The organism is Enterobacter sichuanensis, from assembly GCF_009036245.1.
GTDB lineage: Bacteria > Pseudomonadota > Gammaproteobacteria > Enterobacterales > Enterobacteriaceae > Enterobacter > Enterobacter sichuanensis.
On record NZ_CP027986.1, the window covers coordinates 1,587,536 to 1,609,377 of the forward strand.

The window sequence follows — 21,842 nt, forward strand, 5'->3', positions numbered from 1 at the left end:
AAACGCATGTCTTTACCGCAACTCTCGCTTTCAGCCGCACGTCATTTACACCTTGCCGCACAGGGGCTGCTTAAAAAGCCCCGTCGCCGTGCGCAGCCTGCCGATATTCTCTCTACCGTCCAGCGCATGTCGCTACTTCAAATCGACACCATTAACATCGTGGCCCGCAGCCCTTATCTGGTGCTGTTTAGCCGGCTGGGGGGTTATCCTTCACAGTGGCTGGATGAGTCGCTCAGCAAGGGGGAGTTGATGGAGTATTGGGCGCACGAAGCCTGCTTCCTGCCCCGTAGCGACTTTGCCCTGGTTCGTCACCGTATGCTTGCGCCGGAGAAGATGGGCTGGAAATACCGCCAGGCGTGGATGCTGGAACATGCGGCTGAAATCGAGCAGCTTATCGCGCATATTCAGGAGAACGGTCCGGTACGTTCCGCCGATTTTGAACATCCCCGGAAAGGCACGAGCGGCTGGTGGGAGTGGAAGCCACACAAACGTCATCTGGAAGGCCTGTTTACCTCAGGCAAAGTCATGGTGATTGAACGGCGTAATTTTCAGCGTGTTTACGACCTCACGCATCGCGTGATGCCGCACTGGGACGACGAGCGCGACCTGCTTTCCCGTGAGGCCGCTGAGGCCATCATGCTGGAAAACAGCGCCCGCAGCCTGGGTATTTTCCGTTCACAATGGCTGGCAGATTATTACCGTCTGCGCCAGCCCGCTCTAAAACCGCTGCTGGAAATGTGGCTCCAAGAACAGCGCATAATCCCCGTCATGGTAGAAACACTGGGCGAAATGTGGCTGCATGAGGAGCTCTTCCCGCTATTGCCTCAGGCGCTGGAAGGGAAACTTCAGGCAACCCACAGCACGGTGCTGTCGCCTTTCGATCCGGTGGTCTGGGACAGAAAACGCGCCGAGCAGCTGTTCGGTTTCAGCTACCGGCTGGAGTGTTACACCCCGGCACCCAAGCGCCAGTATGGCTACTTCGTCTTACCTCTGCTGCATAAAGGGCAACTGGTCGGGCGTATGGATGCCAAAATGCACCGCAAGACCGGTACGCTTGAAATCATTGCGCTTTATCTGGAAGAGGGCGTCAGGGTGACGGCGGCTCTGGAAAAAGGGTTAACGCTCGCCATAAGCGAATTCGCGCGCTGGCAGGGGGCTCACGATGTGACGCTGGGGCGGGTACCTGATGGATTGTTTACATCCTGTCGAAGTGGCTGGGAAACAGGCACTCCCTGAAAAAGGAATGTGTTAAGCTTTAGCGATTACCCATACGGAGGAACTATGGATCACCGTTTACTTGAAATTATTGCCTGCCCGGTATGCAACGGCAAACTCTACTACAGCCAGGACAAACAAGAGCTGATTTGCAAGCTGGACAGTCTGGCTTTCCCGCTGCGTGACGGTATTCCGGTATTGCTGGAAAACGAAGCCCGTTCCCTGGTGGCAGAAGAGAGCAAACCATGAGTTTTGTTGTCATTATTCCTGCGCGTTACGCCTCAACCCGTCTGCCGGGTAAACCGCTGGTGGATATCAATGGCAAACCGATGATCGTGCACGTTCTTGAACGTGCACGTGAGTCGGGTGCTGAGCGCGTTATCGTGGCGACCGACCATCCCGATGTGGCGCGTGCGGTTGAGGCCGCTGGTGGGGAAGTGTGTATGACCCGCGCCGATCACCAGTCTGGCACCGAGCGTCTGGCGGAAGTGGTTGAGAAATGCGGTTTCAGCGATGATACGGTCATCGTGAACGTGCAGGGTGACGAGCCGATGATCCCGGCGGTCATTATTCGTCAGGTGGCTGAAAACCTGGCGCAGCGTCAGGTCGGAATGGCCACGCTGGCGGTGCCCATTCATCATGCAGAAGAAGCGTTCAATCCGAATGCGGTGAAGGTGGTGACGGATGCTGAGGGTTATGCGCTCTATTTCTCCCGCGCCACCATTCCGTGGGATCGCGATCGCTTTGCGGTTTCAAAAGAGACTATTGGTGATACCTTCCTGCGTCACATTGGCATCTACGGCTATCGCGCTGGCTTTATTCGTCGGTATGTGAGTTGGGCGCCGAGCCCGCTGGAACATATCGAAATGCTGGAGCAGCTTCGCGTGCTCTGGTATGGCGAGAAAATCCACGTTGCTGTTGCCGAGGAGGTCCCTGGCACGGGCGTTGACACTCCTGAAGATCTTGAGCGCGTTCGCGCCGAACTGCGTTAATCCTGCCTGCATCCCTCATGGAGGGATGCACTCTCCGGTTTATTTTCTCCTGTCTTTTCCATAATTGATCTCTGCAGGGTGACATCTGCTTTCAACGCGCTCATTATAAAAGCAGTAGTCTTAATGGGGGTAATCTCATATGGAACAGCTGCGTGCCGAACTGAGTCACCTGCTTGGCGAGAAATTAAGCCGGGTTGAATGTGTGAGTGAAAAGGCTGATACCGCGCTCTGGTCGTTGTACGACAGTCAGGGAAACCCAATGCCGCTGATGGCCAGGAGCTTTACCTCGCCGGGGGTTGCCCGACAGCTCGCCTGGAAAATTTCAATGCTCGCACGGCAGGGAACCGTCCGTATGCCGACGGTTTATGGCGTGATGACGCATGAGGAGCACCCCGGCCCGGATGTGCTGCTGATTGAGCGGCTACGCGGGGTGTCTGTTGAAGCCCCGGCACGTACGCCGGAGCGCTGGGAACAGCTCAAGGACCAGATTGTCGAGGCGCTGCTGGCCTGGCATCGTCAGGATAGCCGTGGACTCGTTGGCCCGGTTGACAGTACCCAGGAAAACCTGTGGCCGCTATGGTATCGCCAGCGGGTCGAAGTGCTGTGGGGGACGCTTAACCAGTTCAATAACACCGGTTTAACCATGCAGGACAAACGTATTCTGTTCCGCACCCGCGAGTGCTTACCGGCGCTGTTTGAAGGTTTTAATGACAACTGCGTGCTGATCCACGGTAATTTCACCCTGCGCAGCATGCTCAAGGACTCCCGCAGCGATCAGCTTCTGGCCATGCTGGGGCCGGGAGTCATGCTCTGGGCACCGCGCGAATATGAGTTATTCAGGCTCAGCGACAGCGGGGCGGCGGAAGGTCTGCTTTGGCACTACCTTCAACGTGCGCCCGTTGCCGAAGCGTTTCTCTGGCGGCGCTGGCTCTATCTGCTGTGGGATGAGGTGGCGCAACTGGTGAATACCGGTCGTTTCAATCGCGCCAACTTCGATCTGGCGACAAAATCACTCCTGCCCTGGCTTGCCTGAGGACCCCTTCAGCCACTGCCAGAGGCGTCCAAGCGTCTCATAACCCACGCGATCGCTGTGCATCAGCCAGGCCGGGGACGGGATCGCCCGTTCCCAGGGGTTGAGCGGCGCGTCGATGGCCATCTGGTTTGCCGGTGCCGGAAGCGGGTGCAGGCCCTGCTTTTCAAAGAAAATCATCGCTCTTGGCAGGTGCGAGGCGGAGGTCACCAGTAAGAACGGGACATCACCAATCGCCTGCTTCACCGCAGCAGCCTCTTCTTCGGTATCTTTTGGTCGGTCCAGGGTAATGATCGATGACCGCGGCACGCCGAGCGATTCCGCCACCCTGGCCCCCGCTTCAGCCGTACTTACCGGGTTGGTTTTGGCCGCCGCACCGGTGAAGATCATTTTTGATCCCGGATTCGCCAGCCACAGGCGAATGCCTTCGTTGAGCCGTGGCAGGCTGTTGTTGATCAGGTTTGAGCTGGGGGCCCAGTCCGGGTCCCAGGTATAGCCGCCGCCCAGCACCACGATATAGGCTACTTTCTGATTACCCTGCCATGTTGGGTACCTGTTTTCGATGGGACGTAACAGGCCATCCGCGACCGGTTGCAGGCTCAGCAGCAGCAAGACCAGCCAGCCGAACGTAATAAGCGTTTTGCCACTTTTCTGAAAGCGACTGAACCACACCAGCGCCAACCCCAGCGCGATGATGAGCAGCAGGAGCGGAAGGGGAAGCATCATCCCTCCCACATATTTCTTCAGGGTAAAAAGCATCCTTTTTGGTTCCTTTTTTAACCATATAGCAGGTGAATACCCGTGATATTACACCAGAGAGGTTCATTCTCCGCGCGGGTGTGACAAAATAGCGGTTTTGCAGTTAGCGAGTGGAACTCTCCCAATGCGGGATCGCAATTTTGATGACATCGCGGAAAAGTTTTCGCGCAACATTTATGGCACCACTAAAGGGCAGCTTCGGCAGACGATCCTCTGGCAGGATCTGGACACGATTCTGGCCACCTTCGGGGGGCAAACGTTGCGCGTGCTGGACGCCGGAGGCGGTGAAGGACAGACGGCCATAAAAATGGCGGAACGCGGTCATCACGTCACGCTTTGCGATCTTTCTGCTGAAATGGTCGCCCGTGCGACGCGTGCAGCGGAAGAGAAAGGTGTGAGCGACAACATGCATTTTATACAATGCGCCGCTCAGGACATTGCACAGCATTTGGAAACCCAGGTTGATCTGATATTGTTTCATGCGGTGCTGGAGTGGGTAGCCGATCCGCAAAGCGTGTTACAAACCCTGTGGTCGATGTTGCGCCCGGGCGGCACGCTGTCGCTGATGTTCTACAATGCTAACGGCTTCCTGATGCACAACATGGTTGCAGGTAACTTTGACTATGTTCAGGTCGGGATGCCTAAAAAGAAAAAGCGCACGCTTTCCCCGGACTATCCGCGCGATCCGCAGCAGGTTTATGGCTGGCTGGAAGCGATCGGCTGGAAGATAACCGGGAAGACGGGCGTCAGGGTGTTTCATGATTATCTGCGTGAAAAACACAAACAGCGTGACTGTTTTGACACCTTAACAGAATTAGAAACGCGGTATTGCCGTCAGGAGCCTTTTGTCAGCCTTGGCCGCTATATTCACGTCACCGCGCACAAGCCGCAGATGCAAGGATAACCTATGAGTGAATTTTCCCAGACAGTCCCCGAACTGGTTGCCTGGGCCAGGAAAAACGATTTCTCCATCTCGCTGCCGGTAGACAGACTCTCTTTCCTGCTGGCGGTGGCCACGCTGAACGGCGAACGGCTGGACGGGGAAATGAGCGAGGGTGAACTGGTGGACGCGTTCCGCCATGTCAGTGATGCGTTTGAGCAAACCAGCGAAACCATTAGCGTGCGTGCCAACAACGCAATCAACGATATGGTGCGTCAACGTCTGCTGAACCGCTTTACCAGCGAGCAGGCGGAAGGAAACGCCATCTATCGCCTGACGCCACTGGGCATTGGCATTACCGATTACTACATCCGCCAGCGCGAATTTTCCACGCTGCGTCTCTCGATGCAGCTCTCGATTGTGGCGGGTGAGCTTAAGCGTGCCGCTGATGCCGCGGATGAAAACGGTGATGAGTTCCACTGGCACCGTAACGTCTACGCCCCGCTGAAATACTCGGTGGCGGAAATTTTCGACAGTATCGATCTGACCCAGCGTCTGATGGACGAACAGCAGCAGCAGGTGAAAGACGATATCGCGCAACTGCTGAATAAAGACTGGCGTGCGGCCATCTCCAGCTGCGAACTGCTGCTCTCAGAAACCTCCGGCACGCTGCGCGAATTGCAGGATACGCTGGAGGCGGCGGGGGATAAGCTGCAGGCAAACCTGCTGCGCATTCAGGATGCGACTCTGGCGCATGACGATCTGCATTTTATCGACCGTCTGGTCTTTGATTTGCAGAGCAAGCTCGATCGCATTATCAGCTGGGGCCAGCAGTCGATCGACCTGTGGATCGGCTACGATCGCCACGTGCATAAATTTATCCGTACCGCGATCGATATGGATAAAAACCGCGTCTTTGCTCAGCGTCTGCGCCAGTCGGTACAGACCTATTTCGATGCGCCATGGGCGCTGACCTACGCCAACGCCGATCGTCTGCTGGATATGCGCGACGAAGAGATGGCGTTGCGCGATGAAGAGGTGACCGGTGAACTGCCACCGGATCTGGAATATGAAGAATTTAACGAAATTCGCGAGCAACTTGCGGCCATGATCGAAGAACAGCTCGCTGTCTACAAAACCAGACAAGTGCCGCTGGATCTTGGCCTCGTGGTGCGCGACTATCTGGCGCAATATCCTCGCGCGCGCCACTTCGACATTGCCCGCATTGTAGTAGACCAGGCGGTACGCCTGGGCATCGCGCAAGCAGATTTCACCGGACTGCCGCCGAAGTGGCAGCCAATTAACGATTACGGAGCCAAGGTACAGGCGCATGTCATTGACAAATATTGAACAAGTGATGCCGGTTAAGCTGGCACAGGCGCTGGCGAATCCGTTATTTCCGGCGCTGGACAGCCAGCTGCGTGCCGGTCGTCACATTGGCCTCGACGAGCTGGATAATCACGCCTTTTTGATGGACTTCCAGGAGTACCTGGAAGAGTTTTACGCACGCTACAACGTGGAGCTCATTCGCGCGCCGGAAGGGTTTTTCTACCTGCGCCCACGCTCCACGACGCTGATTCCGCGTTCCGTACTCTCCGAGCTGGATATGATGGTCGGCAAAATTCTGTGCTACCTCTATCTCAGCCCTGAACGTCTGGCCAATGAAGGTATCTTCACCCAGCAGGAGCTTTACGATGAGCTATTAACGCTGGCAGATGAGAGCAAGCTGCTTAAGCTGGTCAATAACCGTTCAACGGGGTCGGATCTCGATCGTCAGAAATTACAGGAAAAAGTCCGCTCTTCCCTGAACCGTCTGCGCCGTCTGGGGATGGTCTGGTTTATGGGCCACGACAGCAGCAAATTCCGCATTACGGAATCTGTCTTCCGCTTCGGCGCCGATGTGCGTGCGGGTGACGACGCGCGTGAAGCGCAGCTTCGCATGATCCGCGACGGTGAAGCGATGCCGGTGGAAAACCATTTGCAGCTCAATGATGAGCATGAAGAGAATCTGCCGGATAGCGGGGAGGAAGAGTAATGATTGAACGCGGTAAATTTCGCTCACTGACGCTGATTAACTGGAACGGTTTCTTTGCCCGAACGTTCGATCTGGACGAGCTGGTGACAACCCTCTCCGGCGGTAACGGTGCGGGGAAATCCACCACCATGGCGGCGTTTGTCACGGCGTTGATCCCTGACCTGACGCTGCTCCACTTCCGTAACACCACCGAAGCGGGGGCGACAAGCGGCTCCCGCGATAAAGGCCTCCACGGTAAGCTGAAGGCCGGTGTCTGCTATTCGGTGCTGGATGTCATTAACTCCCGTCATCAGCGTGTGGTGGTGGGCGTGCGACTGCAACAGGTGGCCGGGCGCGACCGTAAAGTCGATATTAAACCGTTCGCCATTCAGGGACTGCCAACCTCAATGCAGCCGACGGCGCTGCTGACGGAAACCCTGAACGAACGCCAGGCGCGCGTACTGACGCTGCAGGAGCTGAAAGATAAGCTTGAGACTATCGAAGGCGTGCAGTTCAAGCAGTTCAACTCGATTACCGACTACCACTCTCTGATGTTCGATCTGGGCGTGGTGGCGCGTCGTCTGCGCACGGCATCTGACCGTAGCAAATATTACCGTCTGATCGAAGCGTCCCTGTACGGCGGGATCTCCAGTGCCATTACCCGCTCCCTGCGCGACTACCTGCTACCGGAAAACAGCGGGGTACGGAAGGCGTTCCAGGATATGGAAGCGGCGCTGCGTGAAAACCGCATGACGCTGGAAGCCATTCGCGTTACCCAGTCTGACCGCGATCTGTTTAAACACCTGATCAGCGAGGCCACCAACTACGTGGCGGCGGACTACATGCGTCACGCCAACGAGCGCCGCGTGCATCTCGATCAGGCATTAGAGTATCGTCGCGAGCTCTTTACCTCCCGTAAACAGCTGGTGGCCGAGCAGTATAAGCACGTTGAAATGGCGCGTGAACTGGGCGAACACAACGGTGCTGAGGGCGATCTGGAAGCCGATTATCAGGCTGCCAGCGATCACCTGAACCTGGTGCAAACCGCACTGCGTCAGCAGGAAAAAATCGAGCGCTATGAAGCGGATCTCGATGAACTGCAAATTCGTCTCGAAGAGCAAAATGAAGTGGTGGCCGAAGCCGCCGAGATGCAGGAAGAGAACGAAGCCCGCGCCGAAGCCGCCGAGCTGGAAGTGGATGAGCTGAAAAGCCAGCTTGCCGATTACCAGCAGGCGCTGGACGTGCAGCAGACGCGTGCGATTCAGTACACCCAGGCCCTGCAGGCGTTACAGCGCGCAAAAGAGCTGTGCCATCTGCCCGACTTAACGCCGGACAGCGCCGACGAATGGCTGGAAACCTTCCAGGCAAAAGAGCAGGAAGCAACGGAAAAACTGCTTTCCCTCGAACAGAAAATGAGCGTCGCGCAAACGGCGCACAGCCAGTTTGAGCAGGCCTATCAGCTGGTGGTGGCGATTAATGGCCCGCTGGCCCGTAACGAAGCGTGGGATGTTGCCCGCGAGCTGCTGCGCGATGGGGTGAACCAGCGCCATCTGGCCGAGCAGGTTCAGCCGCTGCGTATGCGTCTTAACGAGCTGGAACAGCGCCTGCGCGAGCAGCAGGAAGCCGAGCGTCTGCTGGCGGAGTTCTGCAAGCGCCAGGGGAAAAATTACGATTTCGACGAGCTTGAAGCCCTGCATCAGGAGCTGGAAGCCCGTATTGCCGCGCTCTCCGATTCCGTATCCAGCGCCAGCGAACAGCGCATGACCCTGCGCCAGGAGCTGGAGCAGCTTCAGTCCCGCTCTCAGGCGCTGCTGCAGCGTGCGCCGGTCTGGCTGGCGGCCCAGAGCAGCCTTAACCAGTTGAGTGAGCAGTGTGGCGAGCAATTCGAATCCAGCCAGGAAGTCACTGAATACCTGCAGCAGTTGCTGGAGCGCGAGCGCGAGGCGATTGTTGAGCGTGATGAAGTGGGTGCGCGCAAGCGTGACGTCGACGAAGAAATTGAGCGCTTAAGCCAGCCGGGCGGTGCGGAAGACCCGCGTCTCAATGCCCTGGCGGAGCGTTTTGGCGGCGTGCTGCTGTCCGAAATTTATGACGATGTCGGTCTGGATGATGCGCCGTACTTCTCGGCGCTGTATGGCCCGTCTCGTAACGCGATTGTGGTCCCGGATCTGTCGCTGATTTCTGAACAGCTTGCCGGTCTGGAAGATTGCCCGGAAGATCTCTACCTGATTGAAGGGGATCCGCAGTCATTTGATGACAGCGTATTCAGCGTCGATGAGCTGGAAAAAGCGGTGGTGGTGAAAATCGCCGATCGCCAGTGGCGTTATTCCCGCTTCCCGGAACTGCCGCTGTTTGGCCGCGCCGCGCGTGAAAGCCGCATTGAAAGCCTGCACGCCGAACGTGAAACGCTGTCTGAACGTTTTGCGACTCTGTCGTTTGACGTCCAGAAAACCCAGCGCCTGCACCAGGCGTTCAGCCGCTTTATCGGTAGCCATCTGGCCGTGGCCTTTGAAGCTGACCCGGAAGCGGAAATTCGCAAGCTCAACACCCGCCGTGGTGAGCTGGAGCGTGCGATTGCCGCGCACGAAAATGATAACCAGCAGAGCCGCGTCCAGTTCGAGCAGGCGAAAGAGGGCGTTGCGGCCCTTAACCGTATCCTGCCGCGCCTGAATCTGCTGGCCGATGACACGCTGGCTGACCGTGTGGATGAGATCCAGGAACGTCTGGATGAAGCGCAGGAAGCCGCCCGCTTTGTGCAGCAGCACGGTAACCAGCTGGCGAAGCTGGAGCCCGTCGTGTCTGTGCTGCAGAGCGACCCGGAACAGTTCGAGCAGTTAAAAGAAGATTATGCCTGGTCGCAGCAGGTGCAGCGAGAAGCGCGCCAGCAGGCGTTTGCCCTGACGGAAGTGGTGCAGCGCCGTGCCCACTTCGGCTACTCCGACTCGGCCGAAATGCTGAGCGGTAACAGCGATCTGAACGAAAAATTGCGTCAGCGCCTTGAGCAGGCTGAAGCGGAACGTACCCGCGCCCGTGAAGCGATGCGCAGCCACTCCGCTCAGCTGAACCAGTACAACCAGGTGCTGGCTTCACTGAAAAGCTCCTTCGATACCAAGAAAGAGCTGCTCAACGATCTGCACAAAGAGCTTCAGGACATCGGCGTGCGTGCTGACAGCGGGGCAGAAGAGCGGGCGCGCATTCGTCGTGACGAATTGCATGCCCAGCTCAGTAATAACCGCGCACGTCGCAATCAGCTGGAAAAAGCGCTGACCTTCTGTGAAGCGGAAATGGATAACCTGACCCGTCGCCTGCGCAAGCTTGAGCGCGACTACCATGAAATGCGTGAGCAGGTCGTGAGTGCGAAGGCGGGCTGGTGTGCGGTCATGCGGATGGTGAAAGACAATAACGTTGAACGTCGTCTGCACCGCCGTGAACTGGCCTACCTCTCTGCCGATGAGCTGCGTTCCATGTCGGATAAGGCGCTGGGTGCGCTGCGTCTGGCGGTGGCAGATAACGAGCATCTGCGCGATGTTCTGCGGATGTCAGAGGATCCGAAGCGTCCGGAACGTAAAATTCAGTTCTTCGTGGCGGTTTACCAGCACCTGCGCGAGCGTATTCGTCAGGACATTATCCGTACCGACGATCCGGTTGAAGCCATCGAGCAGATGGAAATCGAACTGGGGCGTCTGACGGAAGAGCTGACCTCCCGTGAGCAGAAGCTGGCGATCAGCTCCCGCAGCGTGGCGAACATCATCCGCAAAACCATTCAGCGCGAGCAGAACCGTATTCGCCAGCTGAACCAGGGGCTGCAGAGCGTGTCGTTTGGTCAGGTGAACAGCGTGCGCCTCAACGTCAACGTGCGTGAAGCCCACGCGACGCTGCTGGAAGTGCTGTCTGAGCAGCATGAGCAGCATCAGGACCTGTTCAACAGCAACCGTCTGACCTTCTCTGAAGCGCTGGCGAAGCTGTATCAGCGCCTGAACCCGCAGATTGATATGGGGCAGCGTACGCCACAAACCATCGGTGAAGAGCTGCTGGATTACCGTAACTACCTGGAGATGGAAGTTGAGGTAAACCGTGGCTCCGACGGCTGGCTGCGTGCGGAATCCGGCGCGCTCTCCACCGGTGAAGCGATCGGTACCGGGATGTCGATTCTGGTGATGGTTGTACAGAGCTGGGAAGATGAAGCGCGTCGTCTGCGCGGGAAAGACATCTCCCCATGCCGACTGCTGTTCCTGGATGAAGCGGCGCGTCTCGACGCCCGATCCATCGCCACGCTGTTTGAGCTTTGCGAACGTCTCGATATGCAGCTCATCATTGCGGCACCGGAAAACATCAGTCCGGAAAAAGGGACCACCTATAAACTGGTGCGTAAGGTGTTCCAGAACAGTGAGCACGTACACGTTGTCGGGCTGCGCGGTTTTGCCCCGCAGCCGCCGGAGTCATTGCCGGATGCGGCTGGCGCTTCGTAGCGTATTTTTATCAATAATGTAGCCATCTGTCCTGCCGGGCGGTGCTACGCACAACATGTCTTTTTTAAACGCAACCCCTCCGGGTTGCGTTTTTATTTTAATGTAAGATGTTTTAAAGTTTTTATTAAGTAAATATAAAGACCTTCTGATAATAACTTTGTCGCTGCAATTTATTCACGCCATAAATGAATCTGGCCGTATTTACGTATTATAAATAAAATTATTTGTTTTTATATTGATGAGATTTATTGGTTGCAGTCGGAATGCCCTCTCTATACGCAAAGCTCGCTTCCCGAGTGGTATTGAAAACGTTCTGAGTGAACAATAGAATAATAATGTGTAATCTTCTTTTAATGGAAATGGTAATATTATGAAATCAGGAACAAGGAAGTTGTTCGCTGTCATACAAATTGCGTTACAGCTGCTTCCTCCCTCATCAGTACTCTATTTGTCTCCGGTATTTAACGCCAGCGCGCAGGAAAAAATATCTTCTCCTGAAAAAGTATCGGCAAAAAATTCAGATCAAGGTGCAGACAGCATCGCGCAAACGGCCGTTCAGGCAGGCTCCCTGCTCAGCAGCGACAACGCCTCTGACGCCCTCGTCAGCACGGTGGTCAACGCCGCCACCGGCAAGGCGGCCTCCAGCGTGCAGGAGTGGCTGAGCCAGTTTGGCACCGCCCGGGTGAATATCAACACCGATGAACATTTCACGCTTAATGATTCCGATCTGGATTTACTGCTTCCGTTATATAACGGAAAAGAAAACCTGCTTTTCACCCAGTTAGGTGGCCGCCGTCACGATGACCGTAATATTGTCAATGGTGGGTTTGGCTATCGTCATTTTAATGATAACTGGATGTGGGGAACCAATATTTTCTACGATCGGCAGGTTTCCGGTAATGAGCATCAGCGTCTCGGTTTTGGCACCGAGTTGGGATGGGATTACTTGAAGTTGTCCGCGAACGGTTATTTACGTCTGAGCGACTGGATGTCCTCTTCCCGCTATGAAGATTACGACGAGCGTGTGGCGAACGGATTTGATATTCGCGCCACCGGTTATTTACCGGCGTACCCGCAGTTAGGGGCGAATATTATTTACGAACAGTATTTTGGCGACAGCGTCGGACTGTTTGGCGATGACGAAGACGACAGACAAAAAGATCCCTATGCCGTCACGGTCGGCGTGAACTACACGCCGGTACCGCTGGTGACGATGGGTCTGAACCAGAAGATGGGCAAGAGCGGTGAGAATGACACCCAGGTGAACCTGGCGCTGACCTGGACGCCGGGTGTGCCGCTGAGTGCTCAGCTCGATCCGTCGCAGGTGTCGCAGCGCCGCACTCTGCAGGGTGGCCGAATGGATCTGGTCGATCGCAACAACAACATCGTGCTGGAGTACCGCAAGCAGGAGCTGATTTCCCTCTCGCTGCCACCGGAACTGGAAGGGGCGGAGCAGTCAAAACAGGCCGTGACGGCGAAGGTGAAAGCGAAGCACGGTCTCGATCGCATTGAATGGCGGGGCGACAGCTTCTTCAGCCACGGCGGGAAAATCACGGCGGGCAGCAGCCCGGAACAGGTTGTCATGACGCTGCCGGTCTGGCAGGGCAGCGGCAGCAACAGCTACACCCTGAGTGCCACCGCGTGGGATAAAAAGGGCAATGCCTCGTCGCCGGAGCGGATAAACGTTACGGTGAACGGGATCGACGTCAACACCCTGCAGTCCACGACCACGGTTTCGTCGGCTAAGGTACCAGCAGACGGAAAAAGCACTGCTGTGGTGAGCGTGACGCTCAAAACCAGCGCGGGTGAAGCCGCAACGGGCCTGGCTTCACGTCTGACGGCCAAGCTGACTTCATCGGTCACCGCTGCTGCGAAAGCCGCGGGGGCGATAACCGACAAGGCGCCGACGATGGGGGCCTTTACGGAGTCCGGCAGCGGCATCTACACGGCCACGCTGATCAGCGGTACTACGCCGGACACCCTGACCATTCAGCCGTTGATTGATGGCACCATAACACTGGCCACCGCGACGCTGATTGAAGAGGCGACGGTCGTTTTACCGCAGTTAACCACGCTTGATACCTCCGCAAACAGCGCGCTGGCGAGCGGCAGCGCGCCTATCACCCTGACGGCACACGTGACGGATCAGTACGGCAAGGTGCTGAAAGATGCCGTGGTGAACTGGTCTGCCGACAGTGCTCAGGCGGTACTTTCGGCTTCTCAGACCAGTACCGATGAGACCGGCGCCGCGCAAATCCAGGTGTCCAGTAAGGATGTCATTACCACGGTGGTGACGGCGCAATTGCAGGGCGGCAATGCTCTGAGCTCGCCATCACTGACGTTCACCGCTGATATGTCCACGGCAAAAGTGGTGGCGATTGACAGTGAGAAAGACAGGGTGGTGGCGAACAATACCGACACTAGCGTGGTAACGGCGCAGGTCACGGACGGCTACAGCCATCCGGTCTCCGGCGTGACGGTGAACTGGACGGTGAAAATGGACGATACGGCGGTTGCCACGAAAACATCGACCACCGACAGCAGCGGTAATGCGGTGTTGTCCCTGAAGTCGTCAAAAACCGGCACCATTACGGTGAATGCAGAAGTCAACGGCACCACCCAGGAAACGAACCCGATCACCTTTGTGGCGGATACCAGCACGGTAGTGATCAGCCAGATTACACCCGACAAGCAACAAGGGGTGGCAAACGGCACGGACAGCATCACCTATCAAGCCACGGTGACAGATGCGAAGGGGAACGCGATCGCGGGCGCGACGGTGAACTGGTCGGCGGATAACCGCGATGTGAAGCTGAGTGCCGCGCAGACCACCAGCGCCGCAGACGGCACGTCGCAGATGACGATCACCTCCGTTAAGGCGGGCGATGTGGTGGTAACGGTGCAGACCAGCGAGGCGACGCCAAAGGCGGCGAATAAGGTGACTTTCGTGGCGGACGCTGCGACAGCGAAGGTCACCGGCATCCAGGCAGATAAAACGCAGGCGGTGGCTGACGGTGCCGATGTGATCACCTGGACGGCCACAGTGACGGATGCGAACGATAACGTGGTGACGGGGACCACCCTGAACTGGAGCACCACCCAGGACGGTGTGACGCTTACGCCAGCCAGTAGCGATACTGACGTTAATGGCACGGCGACCACTGCGGGAACCTCAGTGAAAGCGGGCACGGCGGTCAAGGTGACGGCAACGCCAGCGACGAACACCAGCGGTGAGAAAACCGACGGTGCGGTGACATTTATCGGAGATGTCAAAACAGCAACGGTGGCCTCCCTGACGCCGTCTTCCACCCATGTGTCGATAAACGGGAGTGGGGTTACCTATACCGCAGTGGTAACTGATGCTAACGGTAACCCGTTACAGGGGGAGACGGTCACCTGGACAACCACTATGAATACATTGTCTGCAACGGAAACCACGACTAACAGTTCCGGTAAAACAAGCGTAACGCTGAGAGGTGGGACCCGTGGGGGGGCGACGGTAACGGCTACGGCAGGCGGCACCACGCTGGAAGACAGCAGTGTGGATTTCTTTGATACTGTCTCTTATGACTGGAGTGTCACGGGTGCATCAGGACAATATAAAGGTGACGTTATTACGGATTATTCAACGGTCGGATTTATCGCCACAGGTGATACGGAAGGACCAACATCTTTATATAAAAGCGGACGTTCGGGTCAGCCAGCAACGACCTTGACCGTGCCGATGAAGGATGATAACGGTGTTGTTCACAGCGTTGTATTTAAAGGCGTCAGACAAACAGAGGGATGTACTACTGTTCCGTTTAACGACGCCACTGTCTGCCAATCTTTACGTAATAAACCGCAACTGAATTATTACGCAAGCGATAATCCGTCGTTACCTAAGGGGAGCTATGAGGGCGTGATTACGTTTGATGGTCAGGACTACGATACCCAGACTCGGCTATTAAGTTATCACATCAATACTCTCTTAACCGTAGAGTAATTCCTTCCCCCCGCAGCACCCTGCTGCGGGGGTTTTCTCTTATCACTTAACTTCTTTCTTCCGCTGCGTTATCTTTAAGCTTCTTTACATAAGGTAAGGCAACACTGATTACGCCTTTCTATAATGAAGAAAAGCCCCATTGTGATGGGCATGTCGTGAGAAAACAGGGGGCAAGGGATGTTGCTAAAGAATCAATGTGGTCGTCAGCTGTCAGCACTCGGTTTGTGCCTGACAGTGATGTTTGCTCCACTGTTAACCGCTCAGGCCGATGAGCCTGAAATCGTGCCGACTGACAGCTCCGCCACGACCGGCGCGCAGCCGACGTCGCTGTCGCAACCGCTGGATCAATCTCCGGCGACGGCGATTATGGCCGGCATCAGGCCGTTACCGGAGGGTATCGACGCAGAGTCTCTTAGTCAGCAGCTGCGCTCCGGGCTTCCTGCCGGATACACACCCGCCTATATTAACCAGCTCACGCTGCTGTATGCGGCACGCGATATGAAACCCATGTGGGAAAACCGGGATGCCGTGCGCGCCTTCCAGCAACAGCTGGCGGAAGTGGCGATAGCAGGTTTCCAGCCTCAGTTTACGCAGTGGGTGGAGCTGTTGACCGACCCGGCGGTTACCGGTCAGGCACGGGATGTGGTACTGTCTGACGCCATGATGGGCTACCTGCAGTTTGTGGCAGGTATTCCGGTCAACGGCAACCGCTGGTTGTACAGTGATAAGCCTTACAAGCTGGCGACGCCAGCCCTGTCAGTGATTAATCAGTGGCAACTGGCCCTGGACAACGGTCAGTTGCCGCAGTTTATTGCCAGCCTCGCGCCGGCGCATCCGCAATATGCCACGATGCATCAGTCGCTGCTTACGCTGGTGGCGGATTCCCGTCCGTGGCCGCAGATGCGCGGTACCGCGACGCTGCGTCCGGGACAATGGAGCAGCGATGTTCCCGCCCTGCGTGAAATTCTGAAACGTTCCGGTCTTCTGGACAGCGGACCGAAGATAGCCCTTCCAGGCGATGAGGCGCAAGACGCGGTGGTTAGCCCGTCAGCCTCGGTAAAAGAGAAGAGGTTGAGTGATAAGCCTGCAGCTTACGATCGGGAACTGGTTGCGGCGGTTAAACAGTTCCAGGCGGCTCAGGGGCTGGGCGCGGACGGCGTAATCGGTAAATCAACACGTGACTGGCTGAACGTTTCACCTGCGCAACGCGCCGGGGTGCTGGCGCTGAACATCCAGCGGTTGCGCTTGCTGCCGGGCACGCTCTCCACCGGGATAATGGTTAACATTCCGGCGTATTCGCTGGTCTATTACCAGAACGGCAGCGAAGTATTGGCGTCGCGCGTCATTGTCGGGCGGCCGGATCGCAAAACACCGCTGATGAGCAGCGCGCTGAATAACGTGGTCGTCAACCCGCCGTGGAATGTGCCGCCGACGCTGGCGCGTAAAGACATTCTGCCGAAGGTGTGGAACGATCCGGGTTATCTGGAACGTCATGGCTATACGGTGATGCGCGGCTGGAACAGCAAAGAAGCGATTGATCCTTATATGGTCGACTGGTCGACGATCACGCCGTCGAATCTGCCGTTCCGTTTCCAGCAGGCCCCCGGGGCGCATAACTCGCTGGGGCGCTACAAATTCAATATGCCGAGTTCAGAAGCGATCTATCTGCACGATACCCCGAATCACAATCTGTTCCAGAAAGAGACCCGTGCGCTAAGTTCTGGCTGTGTACGCGTGAACAAAGCCTCGGAGCTGGCCAACATGCTGCTGCAGGATGCGGGCTGGAACGACACCCGTATTTCGGATGCCCTGAAACAGGGGGATACGCGTTACGTGAATATCCGACACAATATTCCGGTCAATCTCTACTACCTGACGGCGTTTGTAGGTGAAGACGGGCGTACCCAGTACCGTACAGATATTTACAATTATGATCTCACCGCGCGATCCGGTGCACAAATTTTGCCAAAAGCGGAACAATTAATCAGGTAAATGAAGCAGTTCGGGAAAAATGATTGTCGTAAGTTATGGTGAACACGGGGCGATATCGCTGTAAGCCGCGTGTTCACTGGGGTTGGGCGCCTTGACGTACCCGGTTTTGCCAGTTATGGTGCCCTTCGTGCGCTAAGCATATTACGATTTCTTTGACCTGTAGACCTGATTATCATGGACAAATTTGACGCTAATCGCCGCAAACTGCTGGCGTTAGGTGGTGTTGCGCTTGGCGCAGCGGCCATCTTGCCGACGCCAGCATTTGCCACCCTCTCGACACCTCGTCCGCGAGTTTTAACGCTCAACAATCTTCACACCGGTGAGTCGCTAAAAGCGGAGTTCTTCGATGGCAGAGGCTATATTCAGGATGAATTAGCAAGACTTAACCATTTTTTCCGTGATTTCCGCGCGAATAAAGTAAAAGCCATCGATCCAGGACTGTTTGACCAGCTTTTCCGCCTTCAGGGCCTGCTGGGTACCAGCAAGCCGGTGCAGCTTATTTCGGGTTATCGTTCCATTGATACCAATAATGAGCTGCGCGCCCACAGTCGCGGGGTAGCGAAAAAAAGCTACCACACGAAGGGACAGGCAATGGATTTCCATATTGAGGGCGTTTCGTTAGCCAATATTCGCAAAGCTGCGTTATCTATGCGCGCAGGTGGTGTAGGATATTACCCCAGCAGCAACTTTGTGCATATTGATACCGGTCCGGTCCGGCACTGGTAATAACGAAACACAGGAGCAGTATGAACTATCGTATTATTCCGGTTACCGCGTTCTCCCAGAATTGTTCACTTATCTGGTGCGAACAAACTAATCTGGCCGCGCTTGTCGATCCCGGCGGCGACGCTGAGAAAATCAAGCAGGAAGTCGCCGACAGCGGTGTGACGCTGATGCAAATTTTGCTGACGCATGGTCACCTTGACCATGTTGGCGCAGCGGCGGAACTGGCACAACATTATGGCGTGCCCGTGATTGGTCCGGAAAAAGAAGATGAGTTCTGGCTGCAGGGGTTACCTGCCCAAAGCCGCATGTTTGGCCTTGATGAGTGTCAGCCTCTGACGCCCGATCGCTGGCTAAACGAAGGAGAGCGCGTTAACGTAGGGAATGTGACTTTACAGGTGTTGCATTGTCCTGGGCATACGCCAGGCCATATTGTCTTCTTTGATGACCAGTCCCGTCTGCTGATTTCCGGCGATGTGATTTTCAAAGGTGGCGTAGGACGCAGCGATTTTCCGCGCGGCGATCACGGGCAGTTGATTCAGTCGATTAAACAGAAGTTGTTGCCGCTGGGTGATGACGTGACGTTTATCCCTGGACACGGCCCGATGTCGACGCTGGGCTATGAACGGCTCCACAACCCGTTCCTTCAGGATGAAATGCCTGTCTGGTAACCCGAAATAAAAAAAAAGCCTGCATAACGCAGGCTTTTTTATGGACGCATATTACAGTACGGCGACAATCGCTTCGCACAATGGCGCCATGTTGTCAGGCGTCATACCCGCAACGTTCACGCGGCCAGACGCCACGGCGTACACGCCAAACTCTTCACGCAGACGCAGAACCTGCTCTTTGGTCAGGCCGCTGAAAGAGAACATACCGTTCTGTTTGGTGATAAAGCTGAAGTCGCGGTCAGCACCTTTCTCCGCCAGAGTGTTCACAAACAGCAGACGCATGCGCTGGATACGCTGACGCATATCGTTCAGCTCTTGTTCCCAGATGGCGCGCAGCGCATCGTTGCTCAGAATAGTGGCAACAACAGAGGCACCGTGTGCTGGTGGGTTAGAGTAGTTCGCACGGATAACCGACTTCATCTGGCTGAAGGCACGTTCAGCGGTCTCTTCGTTTGCCGCAACCAGCGTACAGGCACCTACACGCTCATTATACAGACCGAAGTTCTTGGAGTAGGAGCTTGCAACAATCAGCTCTTGATGGACGGCTGCGAACGCGCGCAGACCTTCGGCGTCTTCTTCCAGACCACGGGCGAAGCCCTGGTAGGCAAAGTCAAACAGCGGCAGCCAGCCTTTCTCAACAGAAAGTTTAGCCAGCTGTTCCCACTGCTCAAGCGTTGGATCGATACCGGTTGGGTTGTGGCAGCAGCCGTGGAACAGCACCACGTCGCCTGCCTGCGCGTCGCTCAGGCTTGCTAGCAGGCCGTCAAAGTCAAGAGAGTGGTTTGCCGCATCATAGTAAGCATATTCGCGCACTTCGAGACCCGCAGAGTTGAAGACGCTCTTGTGGTTTGGCCAGCTTGGGTTGCTCACCCAGACGCGCTTAACAGAAGTGTTTTTCGCAAGGAAATCCGCCGCCACGCGCAGAGCACCGGTACCGCCAGGGGTCTGTGCTGTGCGGGCTCGTTTGTCACTTACAATTGCGCTGCCTTTACCGAACAGCAGCTCCTGGGTGCAGCGACCAAATTCAGGGATACCATCAATACCGAGGTAGTTTTTGGTGGTTTCATTTTCCAGCAGATACTGCTCAGCTTTCTTGACGCTGGTCAGTACCGGAGTTTTGCCGGTTTCATCTTTATATACACCAATACCCAGGTTGATTTTGCCAGGGCGGTCGTCGGCACGAAACAGATCGGCCAGGCCCAGAATCGGGTCGGCAGGAGCGGCGGTAATGTTCTCAAACATGACGAAGTTCCATTGTGATTACAGAAGTGAAATCCGCTATCAGGTTAACGGTAGATTTACAAAATGCCAACCGTTTGCGACGAAAAGCGTGCGGCTTTTCAAAAGTCGCTATTATTTTCTGTCGGGCATAAAAAAACAGGGCCGAAGCCCTGTTCATTAAGCATATAACATAGTGGTGTTCTGATTAGAACTGGTAGGTCACAGCCATTGCAACCTGGTCGTCTTTACCGTTCACGATGCCGACGTTACGAGAGTAGTCGGTGTCGTCGATCAGGTTCAGCTGGTAGTCAACATAGATGTTGAAGTTTTTGTTGAAGTAGTAAGTCGCACCCAGTTCAACGAATTTCTGCAGGTCAGCATCGCCGCCAGAGAAGGTGCCACGCTGTGCCAGGTTTTTACCTTTAGACTGAACGTAGGACACGGACGGACGCAGACCGAAGTCGAACTGGTACTGAGCGATCACTTCGAAGTTCTGAGTTTTGTTCGCGAATGAACCGTCAGCTTCACGGGTCATGTTGCGGGTTTCAGCGTAGGTGGTCGCCAGGTAGATGTTGTTCGCGTCGTATTTCGCGCCAACTGCCCATGCTTCAGCTTTTTCGCCTTTACCGTCAGCGCTCTGCGCATTAGTACGGTCAGAGTTGCTGTAAGCACCGATCAGGCCGAAACCTTCGCCGAATTCATAGCCCAGAGAGGTACCGAAGCCGTCACCGTTAGCCGTTCTCACGTCGGTACGCTCGTTTTTACCCTGATACTGCAGGCCCAGGCTCAGACCGTCAACCAGACCGAAGAAGTCAGAGTTGCGGTAGGTCAGCAGACCAGAGTTACGGCCAGTCATGAAGTTATCGGAGTAGTTAGCCCAGGTCATACCAGAGAAGGATGGGGCCATATCGGTATAAGATTCTACATCGTATACGATACCGTAGTTACGGCCGTAATCGATGGAGCCCGCATCACCGGCTTTCAGACCAGCGAACGCCAGACGGGTACGCTGAGTCTGGTTGCTTTCTGCCTGGCTTGCCAGCGCACGGTATTCCCACTGACCGTAACCGGTCAGCTGGTCATTAATTTGAGTTTCGCCTTTGAAACCGATCTGAGCATAGGTTGCATCGCTGCTGTCAGTGTTGTCACCTGAAGTCACGAAGTCGTGCTCACCCACAACTTTCCCGTACAGATCCAGTTTGTTGCCGTTTTTGTTATAGATTTCTGCAGCGTTAGCTGCACCGGCTACCAGCAGGGCAGGGATTACCACTGCCAGAATATTGCGCTTCATCATTATTTATTACCCTCATTGGTTTTTTTATGACACTCGCCACTGCCGTCAATAAATTCTGTCAATAAATATTTCCGGAACTATTGATGAGAGTTTGGTGTCTTTATGTATCTGACAGGCATCTTTCCATTCACCGAAGCGTTTCGCTAGCCTCAAAGTGCTACAAATCTCAAGATTAAGTAACAACAAGAAAATATGTGTAACTAAATATGTATTTTTCGGAACTTTGTGAACCATCTCAAACTTCAGAACTCGCTGGCGAATTAAACAACAGAGCGTTTCCTATATATATGAATTCCTTATGATTAATTTGGATAAAGGCATTTCATATAAACAGACCTTAAACGACTTGCTTTTTCTTATGGCGCAATAAAGACGTCTGGATGGCTTAAAAAGCGGTTGAAATTTGTGCTATTGCTTGAGGATGTATTAATCGCAATAAGAATGGGGTTTATTTTTTGTGGCTGGATATTTCACGGAAACAAAACGTAACAGGTAGTGGTTGTGACGGGGAGAAGGTTTAAAGATGCTGACTTTACGCTGACGAAAACTGACAATGCAGGATAAAATAATGGCCAGCATGAGCTGGCCATTTTCTGT

General features: G+C 55.3%; 15 protein-coding genes. 12 read left to right on the forward strand and 3 right to left on the reverse strand.

Features of this window, described 5'->3' with window-relative positions; translation table 11 throughout:
• The first annotated feature begins 6 nt into the window (after positions 1–6).
• The 4 genes from C1N69_RS07465 (at position 7) to C1N69_RS07480 (ending at position 3,240) form a co-directional block, all read left to right on the forward strand.
• Positions 7–1,236, forward strand: coding sequence for a winged helix-turn-helix domain-containing protein (locus tag C1N69_RS07465; RefSeq protein ID WP_155030927.1), 1,230 nt, complete (start codon positions 7–9; stop codon positions 1,234–1,236).
• 45 nt (positions 1,237–1,281) lie between these two features.
• Positions 1,282–1,464 carry a protein YcaR gene (gene ycaR, locus C1N69_RS07470; RefSeq protein ID WP_006174474.1) on the forward strand — a complete coding sequence of 61 codons (183 nt, stop codon included), beginning with the start codon at positions 1,282–1,284 and terminating at the stop codon, positions 1,462–1,464.
• A complete protein-coding gene (gene kdsB / locus C1N69_RS07475; protein ID WP_095440926.1) occupies positions 1,461–2,207 on the forward strand; it encodes a 3-deoxy-manno-octulosonate cytidylyltransferase in 747 nt (248 codons plus the stop codon). Before ycaR ends, kdsB begins: the two co-directional genes overlap by 4 nt.
• 139 nt (positions 2,208–2,346) lie before the next feature.
• Positions 2,347–3,240: a YcbJ family phosphotransferase gene (locus C1N69_RS07480; protein WP_025756004.1), complete on the forward strand. Its 894-nt coding sequence runs from the start codon at positions 2,347–2,349 to the stop codon at positions 3,238–3,240.
• Here the strand turns inward: C1N69_RS07480 and elyC are convergent.
• Positions 3,217–3,996, reverse strand: coding sequence for an envelope biogenesis factor ElyC (elyC, locus tag C1N69_RS07485; protein WP_025756003.1), 780 nt, complete (start codon positions 3,994–3,996; stop codon positions 3,217–3,219). The two genes, C1N69_RS07480 and elyC, sit on opposite strands and share 24 nt — an antisense overlap.
• 124 nt (positions 3,997–4,120) lie before the next feature.
• Here elyC and cmoM point away from each other — a divergent pair, with 124 nt between their 5' ends.
• From cmoM to C1N69_RS07525, 8 genes are all read left to right on the forward strand, one after another.
• Entirely contained in the window at positions 4,121–4,900 is a 780-nt protein-coding gene (cmoM, locus tag C1N69_RS07490) for a tRNA uridine 5-oxyacetic acid(34) methyltransferase CmoM (RefSeq protein WP_025756002.1), read from the forward strand.
• A gap of 3 nt (positions 4,901–4,903) precedes the next feature.
• Complete coding sequence (mukF, locus tag C1N69_RS07495; RefSeq protein WP_025756001.1) at positions 4,904–6,226, forward strand: chromosome partition protein MukF; 1,323 nt, start codon at positions 4,904–4,906, stop codon at positions 6,224–6,226.
• The gene (gene mukE, locus C1N69_RS07500; protein ID WP_008499954.1) at positions 6,207–6,911 is read left to right on the forward strand and encodes a chromosome partition protein MukE; all 705 of its coding nucleotides are present in this window, start codon (positions 6,207–6,209) and stop codon (positions 6,909–6,911) included. Before mukF ends, mukE begins: the two co-directional genes overlap by 20 nt.
• Entirely contained in the window at positions 6,911–11,359 is a 4,449-nt protein-coding gene (mukB, locus tag C1N69_RS07505; protein WP_047958162.1) for a chromosome partition protein MukB, read from the forward strand. The genes mukE and mukB overlap by 1 nt, the downstream gene beginning before the upstream one ends.
• A 391-nt stretch (positions 11,360–11,750) precedes the next feature.
• Positions 11,751–15,344, forward strand: coding sequence for an inverse autotransporter beta domain-containing protein (locus C1N69_RS07510; RefSeq protein ID WP_244956321.1), 3,594 nt, complete (start codon positions 11,751–11,753; stop codon positions 15,342–15,344).
• Between the two features lie 177 nt (positions 15,345–15,521).
• Positions 15,522–17,336, forward strand: coding sequence for a L,D-transpeptidase (gene ldtD / locus C1N69_RS07515; protein WP_095440930.1), 1,815 nt, complete (start codon positions 15,522–15,524; stop codon positions 17,334–17,336).
• Positions 17,337–17,510: 174 nt separating this feature from the next.
• On the forward strand, positions 17,511–18,062 hold the full coding sequence (gene mepK, locus C1N69_RS07520) for a peptidoglycan L,D-endopeptidase MepK (RefSeq protein WP_025755997.1): 552 nt from the start codon (positions 17,511–17,513) through the stop codon (positions 18,060–18,062).
• Positions 18,063–18,082: 20 nt separating this feature from the next.
• Positions 18,083–18,730, forward strand: a complete 648-nt coding sequence (locus tag C1N69_RS07525) for an MBL fold metallo-hydrolase (RefSeq protein ID WP_095451636.1) — start codon at positions 18,083–18,085, stop codon at positions 18,728–18,730.
• 51 nt (positions 18,731–18,781) lie between these two features.
• Here the strand turns inward: C1N69_RS07525 and C1N69_RS07530 are convergent, their stop codons facing one another.
• Both C1N69_RS07530 and C1N69_RS07535 read right to left on the reverse strand, forming a co-directional pair.
• A complete protein-coding gene (locus C1N69_RS07530) occupies positions 18,782–19,972 on the reverse strand; it encodes an amino acid aminotransferase (protein WP_095440932.1) in 1,191 nt (396 codons plus the stop codon).
• A 184-nt stretch (positions 19,973–20,156) separates the two neighbouring features.
• Entirely contained in the window at positions 20,157–21,245 is a 1,089-nt protein-coding gene (locus tag C1N69_RS07535; protein ID WP_047958165.1) for a porin, read from the reverse strand.
• Positions 21,246–21,842 lie beyond the last annotated feature (597 nt).